This is a genomic window from Thermosporothrix sp. COM3 (assembly GCF_059696735.1).
Window position 1 is genome coordinate 4,357,405 of the sequence record NZ_AP019376.1, and the last position, 20,487, is coordinate 4,377,891.

General features: G+C 52.7%; 15 protein-coding genes. 4 read left to right on the forward strand and 11 right to left on the reverse strand.

The window, feature by feature from the left end:
- Positions 1-217: 217 nt before the first annotated feature.
- On the reverse strand, positions 218-2,452 hold the full coding sequence (locus tag KTH_RS18480) for an ATP-dependent Clp protease ATP-binding subunit (RefSeq protein ID WP_497620423.1): 2,235 nt from the start codon (positions 2,450-2,452) through the stop codon (positions 218-220).
- Positions 2,449-2,847 carry a hypothetical protein gene (locus KTH_RS18485; RefSeq protein ID WP_497620425.1) on the reverse strand — a complete coding sequence of 133 codons (399 nt, stop codon included), beginning with the start codon at positions 2,845-2,847 and terminating at the stop codon, positions 2,449-2,451. Before KTH_RS18485 ends, KTH_RS18480 begins: the two co-directional genes overlap by 4 nt.
- Positions 2,848-2,934: 87 nt before the next feature.
- On the opposite strand from KTH_RS18485, the gene KTH_RS18490 reads away from it, so the two are divergent.
- Positions 2,935-3,603: a histidine phosphatase family protein gene (locus tag KTH_RS18490; protein ID WP_497620427.1), complete on the forward strand. Its 669-nt coding sequence runs from the start codon at positions 2,935-2,937 to the stop codon at positions 3,601-3,603.
- Between the two features lie 23 nt (positions 3,604-3,626).
- Here KTH_RS18490 and KTH_RS18495 read toward each other — a convergent pair whose 3' ends face one another.
- Positions 3,627-4,376, reverse strand: coding sequence for an ATP-grasp domain-containing protein (locus KTH_RS18495; protein WP_497620429.1), 750 nt, complete (start codon positions 4,374-4,376; stop codon positions 3,627-3,629).
- Positions 4,377-4,879: 503 nt separating this feature from the next.
- Here KTH_RS18495 and prfA point away from each other — a divergent pair.
- On the forward strand, positions 4,880-5,962 hold the full coding sequence (gene prfA, locus KTH_RS18500; protein WP_111318810.1) for a peptide chain release factor 1: 1,083 nt from the start codon (positions 4,880-4,882) through the stop codon (positions 5,960-5,962).
- Between the two features lie 70 nt (positions 5,963-6,032).
- Here the strand turns inward: prfA and KTH_RS18505 are convergent, their stop codons facing one another.
- From KTH_RS18505 to KTH_RS18535, 7 genes are all read right to left on the reverse strand, one after another.
- A complete protein-coding gene (locus KTH_RS18505) occupies positions 6,033-7,121 on the reverse strand; it encodes an ABC transporter ATP-binding protein (protein ID WP_111318812.1) in 1,089 nt (362 codons plus the stop codon).
- Between the two features lie 3 nt (positions 7,122-7,124).
- A complete protein-coding gene (locus KTH_RS18510) occupies positions 7,125-8,249 on the reverse strand; it encodes an ABC transporter ATP-binding protein (RefSeq protein WP_111318814.1) in 1,125 nt (374 codons plus the stop codon).
- Entirely contained in the window at positions 8,249-9,268 is a 1,020-nt protein-coding gene (locus tag KTH_RS18515; protein WP_111318816.1) for an ABC transporter permease, read from the reverse strand. The genes KTH_RS18510 and KTH_RS18515 overlap by 1 nt, the downstream gene beginning before the upstream one ends.
- Positions 9,269-9,271: 3 nt before the next feature.
- On the reverse strand, positions 9,272-10,267 hold the full coding sequence (locus KTH_RS18520) for an ABC transporter permease (protein WP_111318818.1): 996 nt from the start codon (positions 10,265-10,267) through the stop codon (positions 9,272-9,274).
- Between the two features lie 223 nt (positions 10,268-10,490).
- On the reverse strand, positions 10,491-12,131 hold the full coding sequence (locus tag KTH_RS18525) for an ABC transporter substrate-binding protein (RefSeq protein WP_170142319.1): 1,641 nt from the start codon (positions 12,129-12,131) through the stop codon (positions 10,491-10,493).
- Positions 12,132-12,777: 646 nt separating this feature from the next.
- Positions 12,778-14,469: an ABC transporter substrate-binding protein gene (locus KTH_RS18530; RefSeq protein WP_170142320.1), complete on the reverse strand. Its 1,692-nt coding sequence runs from the start codon at positions 14,467-14,469 to the stop codon at positions 12,778-12,780.
- Between the two features lie 344 nt (positions 14,470-14,813).
- A complete protein-coding gene (locus tag KTH_RS18535; protein WP_111318824.1) occupies positions 14,814-16,736 on the reverse strand; it encodes a glycosyl hydrolase family 18 protein in 1,923 nt (640 codons plus the stop codon).
- 291 nt (positions 16,737-17,027) lie between these two features.
- On the opposite strand from KTH_RS18535, the gene KTH_RS18540 reads away from it, so the two are divergent.
- Positions 17,028-18,062: an SIS domain-containing protein gene (locus KTH_RS18540; RefSeq protein ID WP_111318826.1), complete on the forward strand. Its 1,035-nt coding sequence runs from the start codon at positions 17,028-17,030 to the stop codon at positions 18,060-18,062.
- A gap of 60 nt (positions 18,063-18,122) precedes the next feature.
- On the opposite strand, the gene nagA is transcribed toward KTH_RS18540, so the two are convergent.
- Complete coding sequence (nagA, locus tag KTH_RS18545) at positions 18,123-19,298, reverse strand: N-acetylglucosamine-6-phosphate deacetylase (protein ID WP_111318828.1); 1,176 nt, start codon at positions 19,296-19,298, stop codon at positions 18,123-18,125.
- 362 nt (positions 19,299-19,660) lie between these two features.
- Between nagA and KTH_RS18550 the strand changes: the two genes are divergently transcribed.
- Positions 19,661-20,410 carry a GntR family transcriptional regulator gene (locus KTH_RS18550; protein WP_111318830.1) on the forward strand — a complete coding sequence of 250 codons (750 nt, stop codon included), beginning with the start codon at positions 19,661-19,663 and terminating at the stop codon, positions 20,408-20,410.
- Positions 20,411-20,487: the final 77 nt, after the last annotated feature.

A 20,487-nucleotide genomic window follows, 5' to 3' on the forward strand; every position in this document is an offset into this window, starting at 1 on the left:
CTTCTCCCTGTGCGTGCTCATACATGCATATAAAAAGCCGCCATCAGGAAAAATGAGCACACAAAGCTCCCTATAGTATTGTACGTTTTTCGCTACGCTTCTGTTCCGTCAGAAAACGAATCATCCCTCATGGCAAAGCACAAAAAAGCGGGTTGAGCCGCTCGCTAAGAACAGCCCAACCCGCTTGTAAAGATTCTTCCGCTATGCTCGTGTACGATTAGTTCTGCACCATTTCAGGGCTAGAGACAACAACTTTGCCGTCCTGAACATCAAGGACAACCTTCTGATCGCTGGCGATCTCACCTGCGAGCAGGGCATCAGCAAGCACGTCATCAACATGCGTCTGGATAGCGCGGCGCAACGGACGAGCGCCAAATTCCTCGTTAAAGCCTTCCTTCAGCAGGAACTCGCGCACAGCGTCAGTCGTTACCAGTTCAATCTTCTGCTCGCTCAGACGTTCACGCACCTGCTCAAGCATCAGGTCAACGATCTGGTTGAGTTCTTCCTTACCCAGAGAGTGGAAGACAACAATCTGATCGATACGGTTGACGAACTCCGGTCGGAAGACACGGCGCAGACCTTCCAGCGCTTTCGAGCGCATCTCTTCGTGCTTCTCCTCGCGCTCCGAGTCACCCTTCTTGGTCACAAAGCCAAGATGTGCGGCTCGCTTGAGGTCCGAGGTACCGACGTTACTGGTCATAATCACTACGGTGTTCTTGAAGTCGACCGTGCGCCCCTGACCATCCGTCAGGCGGCCATCATCCATGATCTGCAACAGCGCGTTAAAGACCTCTGGATGTGCCTTCTCGATCTCATCGAAAAGGATGACACTATACGGGCGCCGGCGAACACGCTCAGTCAACTGACCACCCTCATCATGGCCGACGTAACCCGGAGGGCTACCAAACAGACGCGAGACGGTATGCGGCTCCATGTACTCGGACATATCGAAGCGCAGCATATTGTCTTCGCCACCGAACAGTTCAGCCGCCAGAGCCTTCGCCAGCTCGGTCTTACCAACACCGGTAGGCCCGAGGAACAGGAACGAACCGATAGGTCGCTTCGGATCTTTCAGACCAGCACGTGAACGTCTGATCGCACGCGCCACAGCCGAGATGGCTTCGTTCTGACCGATCACCCGCTTACGCAGATCCTGTTCAAGATTGCGCAGATTCTGGCGCTCGCTCTCCAGCATCTGGCTGACAGGAACGCCGGTCCAGGCTTCGATCACACGGGCAACATGTTCAGGCGTGACGGTCAGCGCCGAATCGTCGTTCATCTGCGCCCGTGCTTTCTCAAGCTTGCTGAGTGTCAACAGTTCTTGCTGACGCATCAGGGCTGCACGCTCATAATCTTCTGCGTTGGCCGCAGCCTCTTTCTTACTCTGGATATCAGCAAGTTCTTTCTCCAGATCTTCGATCAACGTTGGAGTGACAATACCTTTCTCGCTCGCCTCCAAACGCAGGGAAGATCCAGCTTCATCTATAACATCAATTGCCTTGTCAGGCAAGAAACGGTCATTGATATAGCGGTCGGACAGCTTCACAGCCGCCTCAATAGCCTCATCGGTGATTGAGACGCCATGATGTGCCTCGTAGTTCGGACGCACAATCTTCAGCATCTCCTCCGCTTCCTCAACGGTTGGCTCATTGACCATAATTGGCTGGAAACGGCGCTCAAGCGCGGCATCCTTTTCAATGTGCTTGCGATACTCATCCAGCGTGGTTGCACCAATACAGCGCAGCTCACCACGTGCCAGTGCAGGCTTGATCATATCGCCAGCGCCAACCGCACCCTCCGCGGCACCAGCGCCAACAACGGTATGCAATTCATCGATAAAGACAATCGTGTCTGGATTCTCGCGGAGCTCTTCAAGAATGGACTTGATGCGCTGCTCAAACTGGCCCCGGAACATAGCGCCGGCCACCATACCACCAATGTTCAGCGACACGATGCGCTTGTTGCGCAGATGAGGAGGTACTTTTCCATCCTGGATTCTGCGTGCCAGTCCCTCAACAATAGCTGTTTTACCAACGCCAGGCTCACCAATCAGAACCGGGTTATTCTTCTGGCGGCGCCCCAGAACAGTAATCAGGCGGCGCAATTCTCTTTCTCGTCCAGCCGCCGGATCAAGCTTCCCTTCCGCTGCTTCTGCTGTCAGGTCACGGCCATACTGATCGAGCGTCGGCGTCTTGCTATGCTTGCCCTGTCGCTCGGCAGTTGCCGTATTGACGTTTCCAGAGGAGGCGGCTTTTCCACCACCCATATTAAAGCCAAAGGGGAAACCGCCACCCATCGGGCCTACGCCGTCCATACCGCCACCCATCTGCCCCATTGCATTCATAATCTCGTCAACGCAGGATTGACAGAGAAAGTGCGCCTCTCTTCGCCCATCAATAACCTGCTCAACACGTACACGGGCGGGATTTTTATGACAACGCTCACACTTCATAATCTATTATGCTCCTCTTCTTTCTCAGAAAAGTAGATCTCATTCCCATCTTCTTCGTTTAGCAAATCTGCCGAGCGACTGCTAAAAGTATACCACAGGCATAGCCCGCTGTCTAGCACTCTCTCAATCTGATTGCTAACTTCACTTACTATAACATAGTGGCTCGATGTATTATTCCATTTATTCGGTTTCGATCTCGTTTTTTCAGTACCTTTTTCACGTTTAGGCTCTTTGTTCCGATACGCGAAAGAGGTTTCATCAATAGGAAACAACACACCATTGAAATCTATTTCCAATTCACAAACAGATGTTCCAGAAGCTCTATTGAAAGTGTCGCGCGTGCCTGCTACAATGCTCATAAAGCAGGCAATAGCACCCCTACCAACTTCAGCCACTGCTCTCCTGACAACCTCTGCACCACATCAGGTAGAGCCAGCGGCTTCCTTATATATTCTAAAAGGAATCTCTAAAGGACAAATACAATGCAAGATCCATTCTTGATGCACACACAAAACGCGGCGGAGCTCTTTCTGATCCGTCACGGCGACGCCATTCCGGGAGCAGACGAACTGATCCCTGGAGGACGCTATGATAATCTCCCTCTGAGTCAGATAGGACGAAAACAGGCGCTTGCCCTGGCAGAACGCCTCAAAAAGATCCATTTTGACGCTGCCTATAGCAGCCCCTTGAAGCGCTGTCAGGAAACCGGTGCGCCCTTGCTAGAACACCTCGGCTTGCAGGCGCAGCTTGTTGATGGACTCCGCGAAATTAATCTGGATGAACTGGTGCCCATTGCCGAACATAACAATCCGCAGGAGATCGTCAAGGCGTTACAAGAGCGGCAGGACGACATTGTGCGTATTGCGGGCGAATCTGGAACATGGGATTCTTTCCCCAACAGCGAGCGCTCAAAGGACTTTCGCCGACGCGTCGTCACCACCATTGACGAGATTGCCGCCCGCCATATCGGTCAGCGCGTGCTCCTGTTCGCACATGGAGGAGTGATTAACGCCTATGCCGCAGAGGTTCTTCAGCTCGATAAGGAGTTTTTCTTTCCCTGCGTCAACACCAGCATCACCATCGTTCGAGTAAATCAGCAGCGGCGCGTTCTTTATATAATGAATGATATCGCTCATCTGCGTATCTTCTAGCTCAGGTAGACCCCGGCATTTCTTCAGAGATGCCGGTGGCCGAGCATTCCACGAATCAAAGCCGGAACCAATGGAGAGTGTTCGCGGCCATGATAGGCAGTATGGAGGACATATTCAGCAATTCCACTGACCAGGCGCTGTACCCCTTCAGGCATAGGGCGTTCTCGTAGCGCGACTACCAGTGGGCCCCGTTCTGTTTCCACGATGTCGAGGCTGTAGAGATCCAGGTCAAAGACCGCTCCAACTTGTCGAGCCAGTTGAAGCAGTTCTGGCGTAAAGCTCGTCTCATGATAGACGGTCTCTCCATCCTCGTTCTTCCCCCGCCGCAGCGCATGCGCTTCATTGCCAATCACACAAATACGAAGATCAGGAACCGTTTTCGCGATCTTGCTCAGAAGCAGATACTCACCCTCGGGCCAGGGCGCGGAAGGCGTTTCGACAACCACAGCCGCCTTCTCGTTGCGCAGCGGGTACAGAGACACGGGGTACATATCCGCCGCCAGCGGCTTTTCAGTAGAGAAAGGCGGAACTGCTATACCGTGTGCCGCAGCATACCGTAACGCCTCCTCCTTCTTCCTGAGCAGGCGCAGCGCTCTCGCAGTATTCATCACCGGAATAGCATGCTCCTCGACTTGTGTTAAAAAAGAAAGAGTGGAATCTTCAGATATAGACCATGCAATATATGCATCGTAAGCCTCGATCTGCGGAACCTGTTGGATATCCAGTCGTACGATTGCGCACTGATGCCCCCACTGTTCGAGCTGGTCTACCACAGCTTCGCAGACAAGAAAATCTTCCTCTATAGAATCAAGAAGAAAACAGAAACGCATCGCTCGCGTCCCCTCTCCTGTTGACTATTTCAACCCTACAAGAATGTTTCCAGTATACGTCAGCTGGAGCAAGAAATCTATGAGCTATGCAACAAAACGATCGATCCCGTGAAAGTGAAAGAGCGCTCTTTCACGACCACCGTAAACATGATATAATACTGACATGAGCTGTATGACGCTTTCCACCAACGCCAGCTTCATGCTGGAACAAAGCCATATTCTCTACAATCTACACAAACGTTACCTGCTGACAGCCGGGTAGCGATACCTCCTTTTTGCCCTCATAATAATCTGTATCTTTTTTCTGAACATTTCCCTGTATCCAACGATTATAAACAGAGAGAAGTATTTTCTACCAACTCCGGCATGTCTTTCCAGTGCCAGAATCCCTTCAGGTGTCCGTAGAGTGGTAGAAAGAGAATAAGTGAGAGGAAGAGAAGACAACTATGGATTTAAAGCAGAAACTCGCCGGTCTGGCACAGCGCTATGAAGAGCTGAAAGAGCTTATGGTACAGCCTGATGTCCTGGCCGACGTCTCCCTGCTGCAACGGTACGGCCGTGAACAGGCCGAACTGGCCCCGGTTGTCCAGAAATATACTGAGTTGACCGAGACCGAGCAGCAGTTAAAAGAGGCCCAGGAGCTCTATGAGCTTGAAGAGGGCGAGATGCGTGATCTTGCCTTTGAGGAGATGGAGCAACTGAAAAAGCGCAAAGAGAAGCTCCTTGAAGAGATTCAGATCGCGCTGCTGCCAAAGGATATTATGGACGACAAGAACGCCATTGTCACCATTCAGGGTGGCGCTGGCGGTGAAGAAGCGGCTCTCTTCGCAGCCGACCTCTTCCGCATGTATAGCCGCTATGCTGATAGCCGCCGTTGGAAGATCGAGGTCATGGATATTAACGAGACTGAACAGGGCGGCATTCGTGACGTCACCTTTACCGTCAAGGGCAAAGGCGCATACAGTCGGCTGAAATACGAGGGCGGCACGCATCGCGTTCAACGTGTCCCCACCACAGAGGCGAAAGGCCGTATCCATACTTCGACCGCGAAAGTCATTGTGCTGCCAGAGGCAGATGATGATATCGAGATTGAGATCAAAGACAATGATATCCGCGTAGATGTATATCGCTCCTCCGGTCATGGAGGCCAGAGCGTGAACACCACCGACTCGGCAGTGCGGATCACCCACCTGCCCACTGGTCTGGTGGTTACCTGTCAGGACGAGAAGTCGCAGTTGAAGAACAAGCAAAAAGCGCTCTCGGTGCTGAAAGCACGTCTGTGGGACATGGAGCAAGCTCGTCGCCAGGAAGAGCAGGGCAAAGCTCGCCGCTCCCAGGTCCAGACGGGCGATCGCAGTGAGAAGATTCGCACCTACAACTTCCCACAGGACCGCGTCACCGACCACCGTATTGGCCTGTCGAAGCATAATCTCCCCGGCATCCTGAACGGCAACATCGATGAGTTCATCGATAACCTGATTACCGTTGAGCAGGCCGAAAAGCTGCAAAGCATGTTTGCGGAAGTCTAATTGCCAGCCAGCACAAAAAAGGGCTCTCACTCCGTTCGTGGAATGAGAGCCTTTCTTTTTGACTGCGTTTCTATTTCTGGTCGTTGGTTGCGGCCTGATCTGTTTTCTTCTGAACCTGAATCGGCTTGCCCTCCCCATAGAGGAAACAATGGGTCCAGTGACCATGTCCCAGGTCGGTACGTCCAGGGAAGCGCTCTTTACAGACCGGCATCGCATGCGGACAGCGCGGATGGAAGCGGCATCCAGTCGGAGGTTTAATCAGGCTCGGGATCTCACCACGTGCGGGCAGCTTGGCGAAGCCCTGCCCCTTAATACGGTCGGGATCGGGGGCAGCGGACAACAATAACTGCGTGTATGGATGCTTCGGCGTCTGTGTGACCTCTTCACTTGGGCCACCCTCAACCATCTGGCCTGCATACATCACCAGCGTCTCTTCAGCGAAGTAGCGAGCGCTGGCAATATCGTGTGTGATATAGAGCAGCGCCAGCTTCTCTTCATCCTTCAGGCGACGCAGGAGGTTGAGGATATCCAGGCGGATCGAAACATCCAGCATCGAAACCGGCTCGTCGGCAAGCAGCACCTCCGGCTTGACAGCCAGAGCGCGCGCGATTGCGATACGCTGGCGCTGGCCACCGCTAAGCTGGTGCGGGTATTTCAGAATGAATTGCTCGGCAGGGGTCAGGTTCACACGGCGCAACAGGGCAAGCACCTGCTCGGTCTCCTCACGAGAGTTGCGCACATGGCCATGAATGCGTAGCGGGCGTGAGAGAATATAGCGAATACTATGAATCGGGTTAAGCGAACCAAATGGATCTTGAAAGACCATCTGCACGTGACGGCGATACTGGCGGAGCGCCGCTGCACTGCGCTGCAACTTCACCGGCTCTCCTCGGAAGAGAATCGAGCCTGACGTGGGATCGTACAGACGCGCCAGCATACGCGCAACTGTCGTCTTGCCGCTACCACTCTCACCAACCAGAGCGGTCGCACGCCCGGGATAGAGAGAAAGCGTTGCTTCTTCTACCGCATGCACAGCCTCGGGAGCGCCCCAGAGACGAACCTGACGGAGCGGGAAGTCCTTCTTGAGTTTGATAGCCTCCATGATTGGCTGAACCGATGTATCGAGTTCTGTGCGCATCTCTTGATTGGCAGTACTCATTCGTTACTCCCTTCCGGCCAGAGCTTCATAGCGCTGGGCAAAAACTTCTTTTGTCGGCGTAACGCCCGACTGGTAGCGCTTATCATACAGGTGGCAGGCGACAAGCTGGTTTGGTTTCTCGGGGGTCGCGGGCTGCAACTCGGGAACAACGCTGCGGCACTGATCATATACCAGCGGGCAACGATCCTGGAACGGGCAGCCTGTAGGAATATGGCGCAGGTCGGGAGGGGTGCCAGGAATACCGGCCATCTTGCGCCGTGGACCACGCAGATTCGGGAACGAGTTAAGCAAGCCAAAGCTATACGGGTGCCGGGGGTTGGTATAAATATCAACACTGCTCGACTTTTCAATCATGGTGCCAGCATACATAATCGCGATCTTGTCAGCCAGCTCGATCAGCAGCGAAAGATCATGCGTGATAAAGATCAATGCAGTGGAGAGCTCTTTACAGAGGGAGCTGATCAATTGCAGGATTTCACGCTGTACCACTACATCAAGCGCCGTGGTCGGCTCATCCATAATAATGATTTCGGGGTTTAGAGCCAGTGCAATCGCGATCGCGGCCCTCTGACGCATACCACCACTCAGTTCGTGCGGGTAGCTCTTGAGGCGATCGGGGGCAATACCAACAAGTTCGAGGAGCTCGGCGGCGCGCTTCTTGCGGCGATCGCTTCCCATATCCGGGCGGTGCGTCTTAAGCACATCCATAATCTGGGCACCGATGCTCATGACCGGGTTGAGCGAGTTCATGGCACTCTGGAACACCACGGCAAGGTCATTCCAGCGAAAGGCCCGAAGTTCCGCAGGAGAGAGACGCATAATATCCACCGGCTCACTACCAGTCTTGCGCGAGGAACGCTGAATCGCGTCCTGCTCCTCACGCGAAGCAGGAGGATGATAGATCACCTCACCGCCGGTAATATAGGCGGGAGGACGCAGCAGGCGGGCGACCCCAAAGGCCAGGGTTGACTTTCCGCAGCCACTCTCGCCTGCAAGCCCGAGAATTTCGCCACGATTGAGCGTAAAGCTGACTTCGCGGACCGCGTGCACGGTGCCGCTGGCCGCGAAGTAGTCGACGCTTAGATTTTTGACTTCAAGCAATGTTTCAGTTTTTGTCTGTGTAGCCATTAGACTATCACCTTCCTACGTTTCAGTTCCTTTGGTACAGGCTCACTGCGCAGGCGCGGATCAGCAATCTCATCAATACCGAAGTTGATCAAAGAGAGGCCGGCTCCAAGCAATGCAACACACAGGCCAGGTGGCACAAACCACCACCACTGCTGAAGCATCAATGCATTACTCTTATAAGCCAGTTGCAGCATACCGCCCCAGCTTGCATTCGACGGATCGCCCAGACCCAGAAAGTCCAGAGACGCAGAGAAAACGATCACAAACACGGTGGTGCTGACAAAGCTTGCCGCGATGATTGAAAGCTGATTGGGCAACACCTCAAAGAAAATGATGCGCCAGGTACTCTCACCGCTGGCACGCGCAGCCGTCACAAAGTCACGTCCACGCATTGTCAAAGTGACTGAACGCAACACCCGTGCGCCCCAGGCCCAGTTTGTGAAGGCAATGACCAGCGCAACCGTCAACTCATTGCGCGGGAAATAGGAGGCCAGCACAATTGCCAGAGGCAGAGAGGGCAGCACCAGGAAGACGTTTGTCAGCAGCGTCAACAGGTCATCAACCAGGCCGCCGAAGTAGCCACCAACCACCCCAACCAGAATCGAGAACAGTGTGACCAACGCCCCCGTTGCCAGACTCATAAACACGGAGGTTCGCGTTCCGGCGATGAGCTGCTTGAACAGATCGCGTCCGGTCGCATCGGTCCCGAGCCAATACTGTGCAGAAGGTGCTTGATTAGCGTTATGCGAGACCGCATTCGGATCACCCTGAATCAGCATGGGACCAATCAGGCCGACCAGGATAAAGAAGAAGACAACCACGCATCCAATTGCAACCTTCTTATTTGAGGTACAGGCTCGCCAGAAGGCAGAGAGAGCGCCGCCCAGCCGCTGAAAGAACGAGGGATGAAGCTGTGACTCAATCACAGCTTCAGCTTGAGAAGGAGCCAGCATACCTTTCTCCGTTTTCTGCTGCGAAGTAGCTACTGCGTCATCTGGATAGAAACTGGATTTACCCATATGTTATGCACTCCTCTCCTGACGCACCCTCGGGTCCAGAACCACATAGAGCATATCCGCAAGGAAATTCGCCCCGAGAATCGCCAGCGCGATAATCAGGAAGATGGTCTGAATCAGCGGGTAGTCCTGACCCTGCACCGCCTGCAAGAGCGAATAGCCGATACCGGGATAGGAGAAGATAATCTCAGTCATCAACTGACCGCCAACCACACCGCCGATCGCAATGGCAAAGCCAGAAATGTTCGGCAGGATCGCATTGCGGGCCGCGTAGGCAAACATCACTCGGCGTGAAGACAGTCCTTTCGCTCGGGCCATGAGCACGTAGTCTTCGGAAAGCGTTGTCACCATCGAGTTACGCATAGTGAGCATCCAGCCAGCAATAGAAGAGAGCACAATGGTCAGCGCGGGCAGGATAGAGTGAACGATAACGCTACCGATAAATTCGGGATACAGGCCAATATCCAGATCCAGGTCATAGCCATCAGAGAACGGGAACCACCGCAGGACAAACCCCAGATAGAAGACAATAATCATTGCCAGCCAGAAATAGGGAATCGCCGAGAGGAAGTTCATCAAGGGTACTAAGACCGAGTCACCCAGAGAGCCACGCTTCCAGGCAAGAACTGCACCGATCAAACTCCCGAGTAAGAAGCTCAAGACAACAGCCACGCCGCCCAGAATCAGGGTCCAGATCACACTCTGGCCAATTACATCAGAAACCTGGTTGGGATAGTAGGTATAGGACATCCCAAAGTTGCCACGCAATAGATCACCAAGATAGACGAAATATTGCTGCCAGAGTGGCATGCTGGAATTAATGCCGAAAGCCGCCTCAACCGCTTTCAGCATCTCGGGCGGAACCGGCCCTTTTTGTGCCAATCGAGCGACCAGAGCCTGCGCGGGGTTACCGGGGGCCAGACGCGGAATGAAGAAGTTCAATGTAATGGCAACCCACACGGCTGCCAGGTAGAAAAATATGCGACGGAGCAAGTGACGCATATTATTACTCCTTTGGTGTTACTCCTTGGGCAGATTTGTTGCGTATGCGCTTCTTCCTGAAAGGAGCCGGGATTTTACCGTTCTCCTCCTAAGAATAACCTATAGAGTATTTGGGAAGCAAATGTAACGCAATCTTTTGTGCCTTTCTCATACAATAAAGAATGGCCTGGGCCCTGCCAGGCCATTCCATGTATCGAGGCCACGGGCCTGAAGAGCGTGTGTCTTAGCTCTTCAGCTTCAGGTTGGTCACAACCATCAGGTTATCAGGGAAGGACCAGGTAGGACCAAGCGCGTACGCATTATCCTTATTCGGCCAACCGGTGAAATTCTTGGTGGTGTACTCGAACCAACCGCCAGCGTTGACCAGAGGGATGAACGGAACCTTCTCAACCATGACTTTCTCAAGGCCGTGAATGGCTTTCGTCTGCTCGTCCTTGTTGGCCGAGTTGCTGACATACTGATTGAGCAGCTTGTCAGTTTCGTCATCCTTCCAGGCGGACCAGTTCTGGCCGTTGTGGCCGATGTTGGCGCTGTTCAGGTGGTTGTTGAACTGATAGTAGGGAGAAGGACCGCTGTATGTACCACCGATCGAAAGATCATATTTCTGGTTGTTCAACGCATCGGTCCAGTTCGCCTGCTGCAAGCCATTCACCTGAATGTCGATGCCGATCTCTTTCAGGTTTGCCTGAATGATCGAGGCCATCTTTTCCCAGTCGGTCCAACCGGCAGGCAGGTTCAGCTTGAAGGAGAGCCGCTGACCATTCTTGGTGCGGACACCATCAGAGCCTTTGGTGTAACCGGCCTTGTCAAGAATCTCGTTTGCCTTTTCTTTGTTGTACGAAATCTTTTCGAGGGAGCTATCAATGTAGCTGTTCTGGTTCGGGGTCACGAGGCCATACTGATTACCGCCATCAACATACCCACCCTCAGCCTGCTTGGCAAGCTGGTCACGATCCAGAGCCCAGGCCATCGCCTGACGCAGCGCCACATCGTTCAGCGGCTCTTTGGTCAGATTGATGTACATGGAGAACATCGCGTACGGCGGCATCCAGTAATGATTGTTCTGCGGATCTTTGGACACGAAGGTCTGATCCAGGCTGCCCTCAGGGAAGAAGCTACCCCAGTCGATCTGACCGGCAATCAGTTTCTGCAAGAGGACGTTATTGTCTGTCACCTGCGGGAGGCGCAGTTCCTCAATCTGAACTTTGTCGGCCTGCCAGTAATCCGCGTTCTTCTTGTAAGTGATCATCTGAGGAGTCAGCTTATCAAACTTGAAGGGTCCGGTTCCAACAGGATCTTCATTGTACGTCACAGGATCTTTGACTTTCTCAAAGATATGCTTTGGAACCATTGGCACCTGTGAAGCAAGGTTATAGAACAGCGGGGTATAGGACTGCTTGAAGGTAATCACAACCGTCTTCGCGTCGGGAGCTTCAGCACTGGTCAAATAGTTCCACAGACCGCGGGTATCGGTTGCCGGGAACTTCTTCAACAGATTGTAGGTGAAAGCCACGTCTTCGGCGGAGAACGCCTGACCATCGCTCCATTTCACGTTCTCACGGATGGTGAAGGTCAGCTTCTTAAAGTCCTCGCTCCACTGATAGCTCGAAGCCAGCAGCGGCGTTTCTTTCCCGTCAATCTGATTGACGAAATAGAGCGGCTCATATACAAAACCCAGAATGCCTTCATTCGCACTCGGGTTGAACGGGCTGGTCGCTCGCACATAGGGACCACCAACGTGGGCACCTAGATTGAGGATAGCTTTCTTATTGTTCGGTGTGGTGTTGTTTCCCGTCGCTGGGTTACCACCACCACAGGCCGTCAGTAAAACGGCAAAGAGTATGAGCACAGAGAAGAGTGCCATGCTCATCTTTGCTTTTACTCGCGCGGTCGTTGCGTGAGAGTTGGGAGACACAAGTAACCTCCTAACACTGACTTGGCGGCGCACTATCCCTGCCCGCCGCACAGCACAGCAAATAGATTTAGAATAGGGTCAAAAGAAAGATACCGATGAGTTCTGCCAGATGTGCACTATGTTACCACCATGGTAACGGGTTCACTGTTTATAGAAGCATCTACGCTTTTCGATGTATATTTCTCAGAGTAAAACCAAAGCAGGTATCTTTTGCTCTTCTCTTCCGGGTCTGCTTCTTTCCTCTGTTTTCCCGGTGGCTATCCTCTCCTTTCTGCCTTCCCCTTTTTCAAGGAGAGACATTGTTCAAGGTACAATTACGCTTCATCGCGTTCTGTCTGAAACAAAGTATGTATGTACTGTACCTCTTCTTTATCAAATCGTCAAGTCATCTAGACCACTAGACCATCAATTCCGCGCAATGATCCTGGAACTCGTTAGCAAAAGGTGCAGGGAACTGCTGATCTTTCGACGAGCGGCGTGTCTATTCGTTCGATTATGGCACATTATACTACGCATCAGCTCTAGAAAAGTTCTCAGCGTACGCTCGACTATTTCAAAAAAAGGAGAGCGGTCGATCAAACCACTCTCCTTCAGCTTAGCTCACCGGTTTGAGATTTAAGATGACCATAATGTTGTCAGAGTCAGTAACCTGAGCACTGGCATACGGGTTCTTTTCGTTTGGCCAGCCAGTAAACCGCTTATCGTTGTACTCAAACCACATCGCGGCATAGAGTAGCGGGATAGCCGGCAGCTTCTCCACCATAATACGCTGCAAACCGTTCAGCGCCTGCTGCTGCACTTTGGGGTCAATCGTGCCAGCATATTGATTCAGCAACTCGTTAGTCTCGGCATCACGCCAGCGCTCGTAGTTGGAGACGGCAGCTTCCCCTACGGGCGGCACCTGACTGCTATTGAGCAGCATATCATACATATAGAAAGGATGCGGCGAGGGCGTCGTTGTACCAAGTAGCATATCAAAATCGCCAAGCGAGCGGGCCTCATAATATTTCTGCACCGAGAGGCCATTCAGCTTGACCTCGATGCCAACCGCCTTCAAGTTGTCCTGGATAATCTTACAGACTTCAACCCAGTCACTCCAATCGGCGGGCACAACCAGATTAAACGAGAGCCGGGTTCCCAGTGATGATTGCAGGATACCATCCGCTCCAGCGCGATAGCCTTGAGCTGCCAGCAGCGATTTCGCCTGATCCAGATCACGTGAGAACTTCAGGTTGGCATATTGCGGATCAAGGAACTTTTTATGTCCGGGCAAGACCACCGCCGTTGGACTTGCCACCGGCTCATAGCCGCCCTCCGCATCTTTAAACATCCGCTCGCGATCAAGTGCCAGACTGATCGCCTGACGGATGGGCAGGATATTGAACGGCGCACGCTCATGGTTCACAAAGAGCATCAGATTAGCATAGGGAGCAAACCAGTAGTGGTTATGGGCGGGATCTTTCTTCACATAGGTTGCGTTAATATCACCCGAGGGGAAAATTCCCGACCAGTCATAGCGACCACTTGCGACACCTTCCCACGCCTCATTATTATTTTTGAGTACATGGAACCGAACCTCAGAGATCTGCGCCTTGTCGGCCTGCCAGTAGCGCGTATTCTTGACATACTGCACAAGATATGGATCAAAGCTTTTCAAAAGATATGGGCCTGTCCCCACCGGGCTCTCATTGATAAAGTGGCCCGGGCGCGGATCGGCAACTCTGGAGAAGACATGTTCTGGCACCGGTGTTGTTTTTCCTACCGACCAGAGCAACGGCGGATATGGTCTGGCAAAGGATAAGACCACGGTGTACTGATCTGGTGCCTCTACATTTGCGAGATATGCCCAGAGGTTATTCACGTCCATCGAGGGATACTTTTTGAGCAGTCGGAAGGTAAAAAGAACGTCATTCGCAGTAAAAGGAATACCATCTGACCACATCACCCCCTTGCGTAAGGTCAGGGTCAATGTCCCCAGATCCTTCGAGAAACTATACCCGCTGGCAAGCCAGGGAGTCAGGGAGTTATCCATAATGTTCGTAAATATGAGCGGCTCATAGATCAAACTACTCACGCCCGGATTCGCTGTCGACGAAAAAGGATTCATATCTTTCGTATACTTTTCATCGACGGTTGCAATGCCATTAAGCACATGGGATTTCTGTTCTTTTGGCGTCTCTGCCCCGCCACTACACGCAGTGAGCAGAAAAGAGAGCACCAGCAGCATTAGCAAGAGCAAGGCCCCCGCCCGGCCCCGCTTGCTTGCCCTGTCTGACGTCGGCTTCATACAAACCTCCTGAACCGGAGAACCGCGCCTTAGCATGACGCGTCAATAGAAATAGATGTAGTGAAATGCATGTATTTATAAAATGCATACATCTCTCCCTTTGCTTCTCTCGATACGATAAGAAGTATCCTCTGGCATCACTGGAACGAAAGGGGAACCAGGAGAGCAAGGAAACACGTTCCAGATTTCATCTGGCGGAAATACAGTATACTACAGCTTAACTTCTAAGAAAAAACCTGTAGTCCTCCACTAGCACATTTTGGTATGGAGGACTACAGCGTAAGCGATTCCTCTGGTGAAGGGTACCTTCTCAGATGACAAGGCGTGAAGCGTGCCCGTCTCCCTTAACCAGAAATGCCCTCGTGAATAGCCTGTATCAGCGTACCATCATCGCCATCCATTTCCCAGGCCATAAGCCCGCCCAGGCCCTTACTCTTCAGGTAATTGATCTTATCTTTCAGGGCAACGGGATCATCCAGCGTCCAGAACGTTGACCCGTTAAACAGCCAGTAAGAATGGGTAATCGGATCACGGTAGCTGGTATAGCCCGCAAGCTTCTTCAGCACCTTATAGTCCTCAATGCCCTGTTCGTAGGTGCCCGGAGCTGGCTGCATATTCGGGCTTGTCTGATAGAGACCATTGTTCTGATTGGGCACATTTGTCCAGCCTCTCCCATAGAAGGGCACACCGAGCAAGAGCTTGCCTGCCGGAACCCCACCATTGAGATACTGCTGAATCGCAAAGTCGATGTTGTAGTTCTTCTGCACGCCCGTTGATGGATCATTCGGCGAAGGATACAAAGGCGACTGGAAATTTGTCGGCCCCTGCGCATCCCATGCACCGTGCATATCATAGGTCATAACGTTGACCCAATCAAGGTACTGCGAGAACGAGTTCACCTGAATCTTCTCGATTTTATCAACACCCGACGGAACTGCCGCCGTCAACAGGTAGTGCTTCCCGTTCTGAGCGCCGATCTCATCAAGCTGCTTGCGGAATTCGGCCAGCAAGGCAGTATAGTTCTGCGTGTCTTCCGGACGGTATGTATTGGGCGGAATGCCCCGGCTCGGGTCACCCTCAAAGGCAGGCATCGCCGGATACTCCCAGTCAATATCGATACCGTCAAAGATGCCAGCAGCGGCGCCATTCCCACCAGCAGGATCGCCATCTATCTGCGGCAAATTTCCCTTGATGTACTGGTCAATACAGGACTTAACAAAGGCCGCACGATTGGCGGGCAAAGCAGCATCCGAGAAACGCCCTGACCAGGTCCAGCCACCCAGAGAGATGAGGATCTTTACATTGGGGTACCTGGCCTTGAGTTTCTTCAACTGGTTGAAGTTCCCCTTCAAGGGCTGATCCCAGGTGTCGCCGACGCCATCAACACTCTCACTCGCCTGGAACGAGCGCTGATAATCGGCCCAGGAATCCCCCCACCCGGCGCGATTCTCCTCGTAGCATCGCAGGCTGGTGCTGATATTGCCGAAGGCATAGTTAATCGTCGTGAGAGTGTTCATTGAGCCAGATGTCACAAGATTCTTGACGTAATATTGACGCTCATAAATGCCCCACTGCACGAAGTAGCCCACAACCTGCTTCTTATTACCCGGTGGAGGCGTTGGCGTTACGGTCGGAGTTGTTGGAATCGGGGTCACGGTCGGAGTTGTTGGTGTCGGAGTTGGCGTTGTCGGGGTCGGAGTCGGGCCGGTGTTGCCGCCGGGCTCTACACCCCAGACGAGTTGACCGTTCCGATACAGAGTAACATGATCCCAGTCGACAAATGCCGTCTTGCTGGCATCATACGAGTAGTCGTTACTTTGCGTAAAGGTGCTCCAATCCGACTTATAGATACGGAGTTGAATTTCACCGGTGTTGCTATTCGCGTTCACTGTTCCTGATGAGAAGCCAAGTTCAACATAGGAATCGGCCTGCGGTTTGGGGGAGGCAAGTGTTCCGGTTGTGCGCGTAATCGAGCCACACCCGATCACCGCCCAATCACAGGCCACATTCACAGTTGCATTGGAGTCACGCGTAAACCAATATCGGACCTTCAGTTCGGACAACGAGACGTTGGCACTCCCGGTATTCACGATCCGTAGCCATGGAGTTAATTCCTGTGCAGTTGCGCCCCCGGAGCCCCGGTACTGGACTTTCACATCAGAGGCAGCTCGCGCCCCAAGTGGCTGACAGAGCGCGATCAGGCCAGAGGAGACCAGGACAAAGAGCAGAGGAACAATAAGCATCGGTAGTCGATAGCGTTGTAGCATACAACAATCCTTTCCGGCATCCTGCCAGGAGATTGCACTATCTATTCCGGAGCTACAATGACTTCCTTGTACTACAAGGACTGACGCTACAAACAAGGAAGGGCCACAGGCACACTTTTTGCCCTCTCTTTTCTGATGAAAGCTACAGAGGAATCGCTTCTGCTAAAAACTGTACCTACAAATAACGTATTTGTCAAGACATCTAGACCACTATACTACAGCGTATGGTATAGTAGTGAAAGAAGATCTGACGCTTTTTCTCCATGATGGACTTTCAGCAGGAGGATTCAGATGTCATCGCTGCTTGAACAAGAAATATACAGTCAGCCCCAGGTCATTACAACACTCCTGGAGCAAGAAACACAGCATATCTCCGAGATCGTCGCTCAGTTACCACCCTTCGACTATATCGTTATCGCTGCTCGTGGCTCATCCGACCACGCGGCCACTTACGCCAAGTATGCCTGGTCAACGCTCGGAGGCTATCCTATTGCCCTGGCCGCTCCCTCCCTTCATACGCTCTATAAGCACCCGCCACGCCTCCATAACGCGCTGGTCGTGGGCATCTCGCAATCCGGCCAATCGCCCGATATTGTTTCCGTGCTGGAAGAGGCAAAACGACAGGGACGACCCACCATCGCCATTACTAATGATGCGAACTCACCACTCGCTACTATCGCGGATCACGTCGTTGAACTGCATGCAGGGCTCGAACGAGCAGTAGCCGCCACCAAAACCTACACGGCACAGCTTGCTGTCATGATGCTGTTTGCCGCGGCTCTTAGCGGAGACCAGCAGCGCTTTGAAGAGATCAAGCAGATACCGGAGGCAATGACGCGTACCCTTGAGCGCTCAAAGCAACTGGCACCACTTGCCGAGCGATATCGCTATATGGAACATTGCGTTGTTGTCGGGCGCGGCTATAACTATTCGACCTCGTTCGAGCTCGGACTGAAGCTTAAGGAACTCACCTATGTGATGGCAATCTCCTATTCCTCCGCTGACTTCCGTCACGGGCCGATTGCCACCATCGACAGCGGTACACCAACCATTCTGATTATGCCCCGGGGAGCCGCCTATCAGGACATGATCGAGCTGGCCAAAGATCTCCAGAAGCTTGAAGCCGAGCTCCTGATCATTTCAGACTCAGAGCAGGCGTTAGAACTCGCTCAAACGCCAATGCCCATTGCGGCGGCCCTGCCCGAGTGGCTCAGTCCGATCACTGCCATCTTGCCCGGGCAGGTTCTGGCATTGCATCTTACCCTGGCAAAACGCCTTAACCCGGATGTACCGCGCGGGCTCCAAAAAGTCACACGGACGCTTTAAGAAAGCAAACAACGCACCGAAGCGGCTCATTCGGTGCGTTGTTTTTTGCAAGCCAGAAGACTACAGGAAGCGCTCGCGCCAGTCCTCGGTTGCATATATAATCCGGCCACGACAGATAGTTGCTTGCAGGGTCAATGAGGAATCAAAAAGCAGCAGGTCCGCGTCATAGCCCGTCTTGAGCAGACCTTTGCGGGAATCCACATGAATCGATTGCGCCGGGTTCAGGGTCATCATCGTGATAGCCTCCTGGAGATTGACACCGGTCAGTTCAAGCACATTATGCAACCCCTTATCCAACGTCAGGATACTCCCGGCAAGGGTGCCATCCTTAAAACGGGCAGCGCCACACATAGCATAGACGGTCTGACCAGCAAATTCAAATACAGCATCGGGAATACCAGCGCCAGCCTGAGCGTCGGTGACGATAATCGTGCGGTCCGGACCGAGCAGCTTCACCAGTACACGCATCATGGCCGGGTCCACATGATAGCCATCAGGAATCAGTTCGCCCTTCACATGTTTCGGCGCTTCAAATAGAGCGGGCAGCGGGCCAGGCTCGCGGTGTAGCATCGGACGCATCGCATTGAAGCAGTGGGTTACATGGGTGATACCCTGCGCGAAAGCATCCTTCGCCTGCTGGTAGTCAGCCTCGGTATGCCCCATACTGACCGTAACCTGTGCCTCCACCAGTTGCTTGATCATCTCGGGCGCACCGGGCAGCTCTGGCGCCAGCGTGACCAGCCGTAGATGACCGTTCGTCACGCGTAGCACCTCTTCTGTTTCCTCTGGATCAGGAATACGCAGCCACTCAGGCGGATGAGCCCCACGCTTCTTGACATTGATATACGGGCCCTCAAGATGGATACCGAGCGGTTCTGCTCCGTCCTGCTGGTGCTCAATTGCTTGAACGGCGGTCTCCATTTGAGCGACAGGGACACAATTTGGCGTCCCGACAACCGCGACCAGATAGGAAGTCACACCGGTTGACGCAACCCAGCGCGAGTAAGCATAAATCTGCTCAACCTTAGTTGTATGGAGCTCGAAGCCGCCACCCCCATGTGTATGGACATCAATAAAGCCGGGAGTCACAATCATCCCTGATACATCTATGACCTTCCCGGCTACAGTCAAAGTTGCTCCCACGCTCTGGATCTTCTCACCATCAACAATAATGTCTCCTGCGGGAAGATCGGTTGAAGCATCGACAAGGCGCGCACCTCGTAATGTGAAACCCATGAGTTTTTCTCCTTTGAATTTTTTCACTCCGGTTTGTTTCTGTTCGTCACTAGCTCTTGAGTGTTCATGGAAATAGCACGTATTACCAACGTTCTCTATCGTACCCCGTCTTGCGTCTCTTGACGAGTGTTCAAAATTATGAGATTATTCAAGGAGAAGGTGGTATATACAATTATACCAATTATATCACCTTGATACTTTTACCTCTCATTGTAGCAGGCAGGCATAGGTACAAAATCACACTCTATGGCGCAAGCTGAGAAGAGAGTTCAGGCCGGGCTGATGAGCGCATCAGACAAGCTCGGGAGCTTGTATTCCGGGCATATCTCTCCGACAGGTGAAAAGATAGGACAAGCTTTTGTATGAGTTCTCTTTTTAAAAAAGGTCCCCTCCCCCGCTATTATCAACTCAAAGAGATTATGCGGGAGAAAATAGAAGCCGGGGAATGGAAACCCGGGGACCTGATCCCCTCAGAACGCGAGCTCTGCGAACAGTACGGCATCAGCCGCATGACAGCGAGGCAGGCCATCACAGAACTTGTCAATGAAGGGCTCTTCTTCCGTGAGCAAGGGAGAGGCACGTTTGTCAGTCATCAGAAGATCACACAGCAACTCATACGACTGACCAGCTTTACTGAAGATATCAAAGCGCGAGGACAGCAGCCAGGCACACGGGTCTTACTGGCACAGATGTGCACTCCAGACGAAGCGGCAATTACGCGGTTGCGTATCAAAGCCAATCAACCAGTATTTCACCTGCGCCGCTTGCGTCTCGCCAATGATGAGCCCCTCGCCCTGGAAAGCTCACACCTCAGTTTTATGGGTTGTGAGCGGCTGCTTGAAGAAGATCTGGGGCAATCGCTCTATGCGCTGCTCGAAAAAAAATATGGGCTTCCCCTCGTCGAGGCGGAGCAAGAACTTGAAGCCGGTATTGCCACGACTGAAGAGGCACAATACCTCAAGATACCGATCGGGAGCCCTGTCCTTTATATCCGCCGCACGACCTACACCGAGCGCAATATCCCTGTTGAATTTGCATCCTCGGTCTACTGCGGCCATAAGTACACCTTTTATGTCAATCTCAAGCGAGACCAGTTGCTGAGCAATCCATAGCATTCCTGTACCAGGACCATTATTTCGGCAAAAACCATAGCCAGTGAGACGCGCTATACGATATCCTGTAAAGAAAT

Bases quoted from the DNA above. Each gene is read 5' to 3' on its own strand.
- KTH_RS18520 (WP_111318818.1), bottom strand. From the start codon at position 10,267: ATGCGTCACTTGCTCCGTCGCATATTTTTCTACCTGGCAGCCGTGTGG.
- KTH_RS18540 (WP_111318826.1), top strand. From the start codon at position 17,028: ATGTCATCGCTGCTTGAACAAGAAATATACAGTCAGCCCCAGGTCATT.
- KTH_RS18505 (WP_111318812.1), bottom strand. From the start codon at position 7,121: ATGAGTACTGCCAATCAAGAGATGCGCACAGAACTCGATACATCGGTT.
- KTH_RS18525 (WP_170142319.1), bottom strand. From the start codon at position 12,131: ATGGCACTCTTCTCTGTGCTCATACTCTTTGCCGTTTTACTGACGGCC.
- KTH_RS18480 (WP_497620423.1), bottom strand. From the start codon at position 2,452: ATGAAGTGTGAGCGTTGTCATAAAAATCCCGCCCGTGTACGTGTTGAG.
- KTH_RS18515 (WP_111318816.1), bottom strand. From the start codon at position 9,268: ATGGGTAAATCCAGTTTCTATCCAGATGACGCAGTAGCTACTTCGCAG.
- nagA (WP_111318828.1), bottom strand. From the start codon at position 19,298: ATGGGTTTCACATTACGAGGTGCGCGCCTTGTCGATGCTTCAACCGAT.
- KTH_RS18510 (WP_111318814.1), bottom strand. From the start codon at position 8,249: ATGGCTACACAGACAAAAACTGAAACATTGCTTGAAGTCAAAAATCTA.
- prfA (WP_111318810.1), top strand. From the start codon at position 4,880: ATGGATTTAAAGCAGAAACTCGCCGGTCTGGCACAGCGCTATGAAGAG.
- KTH_RS18535 (WP_111318824.1), bottom strand. From the start codon at position 16,736: ATGCTACAACGCTATCGACTACCGATGCTTATTGTTCCTCTGCTCTTT.
- KTH_RS18530 (WP_170142320.1), bottom strand. From the start codon at position 14,469: ATGAAGCCGACGTCAGACAGGGCAAGCAAGCGGGGCCGGGCGGGGGCC.
- KTH_RS18550 (WP_111318830.1), top strand. From the start codon at position 19,661: ATGAGTTCTCTTTTTAAAAAAGGTCCCCTCCCCCGCTATTATCAACTC.
- KTH_RS18490 (WP_497620427.1), top strand. From the start codon at position 2,935: ATGCAAGATCCATTCTTGATGCACACACAAAACGCGGCGGAGCTCTTT.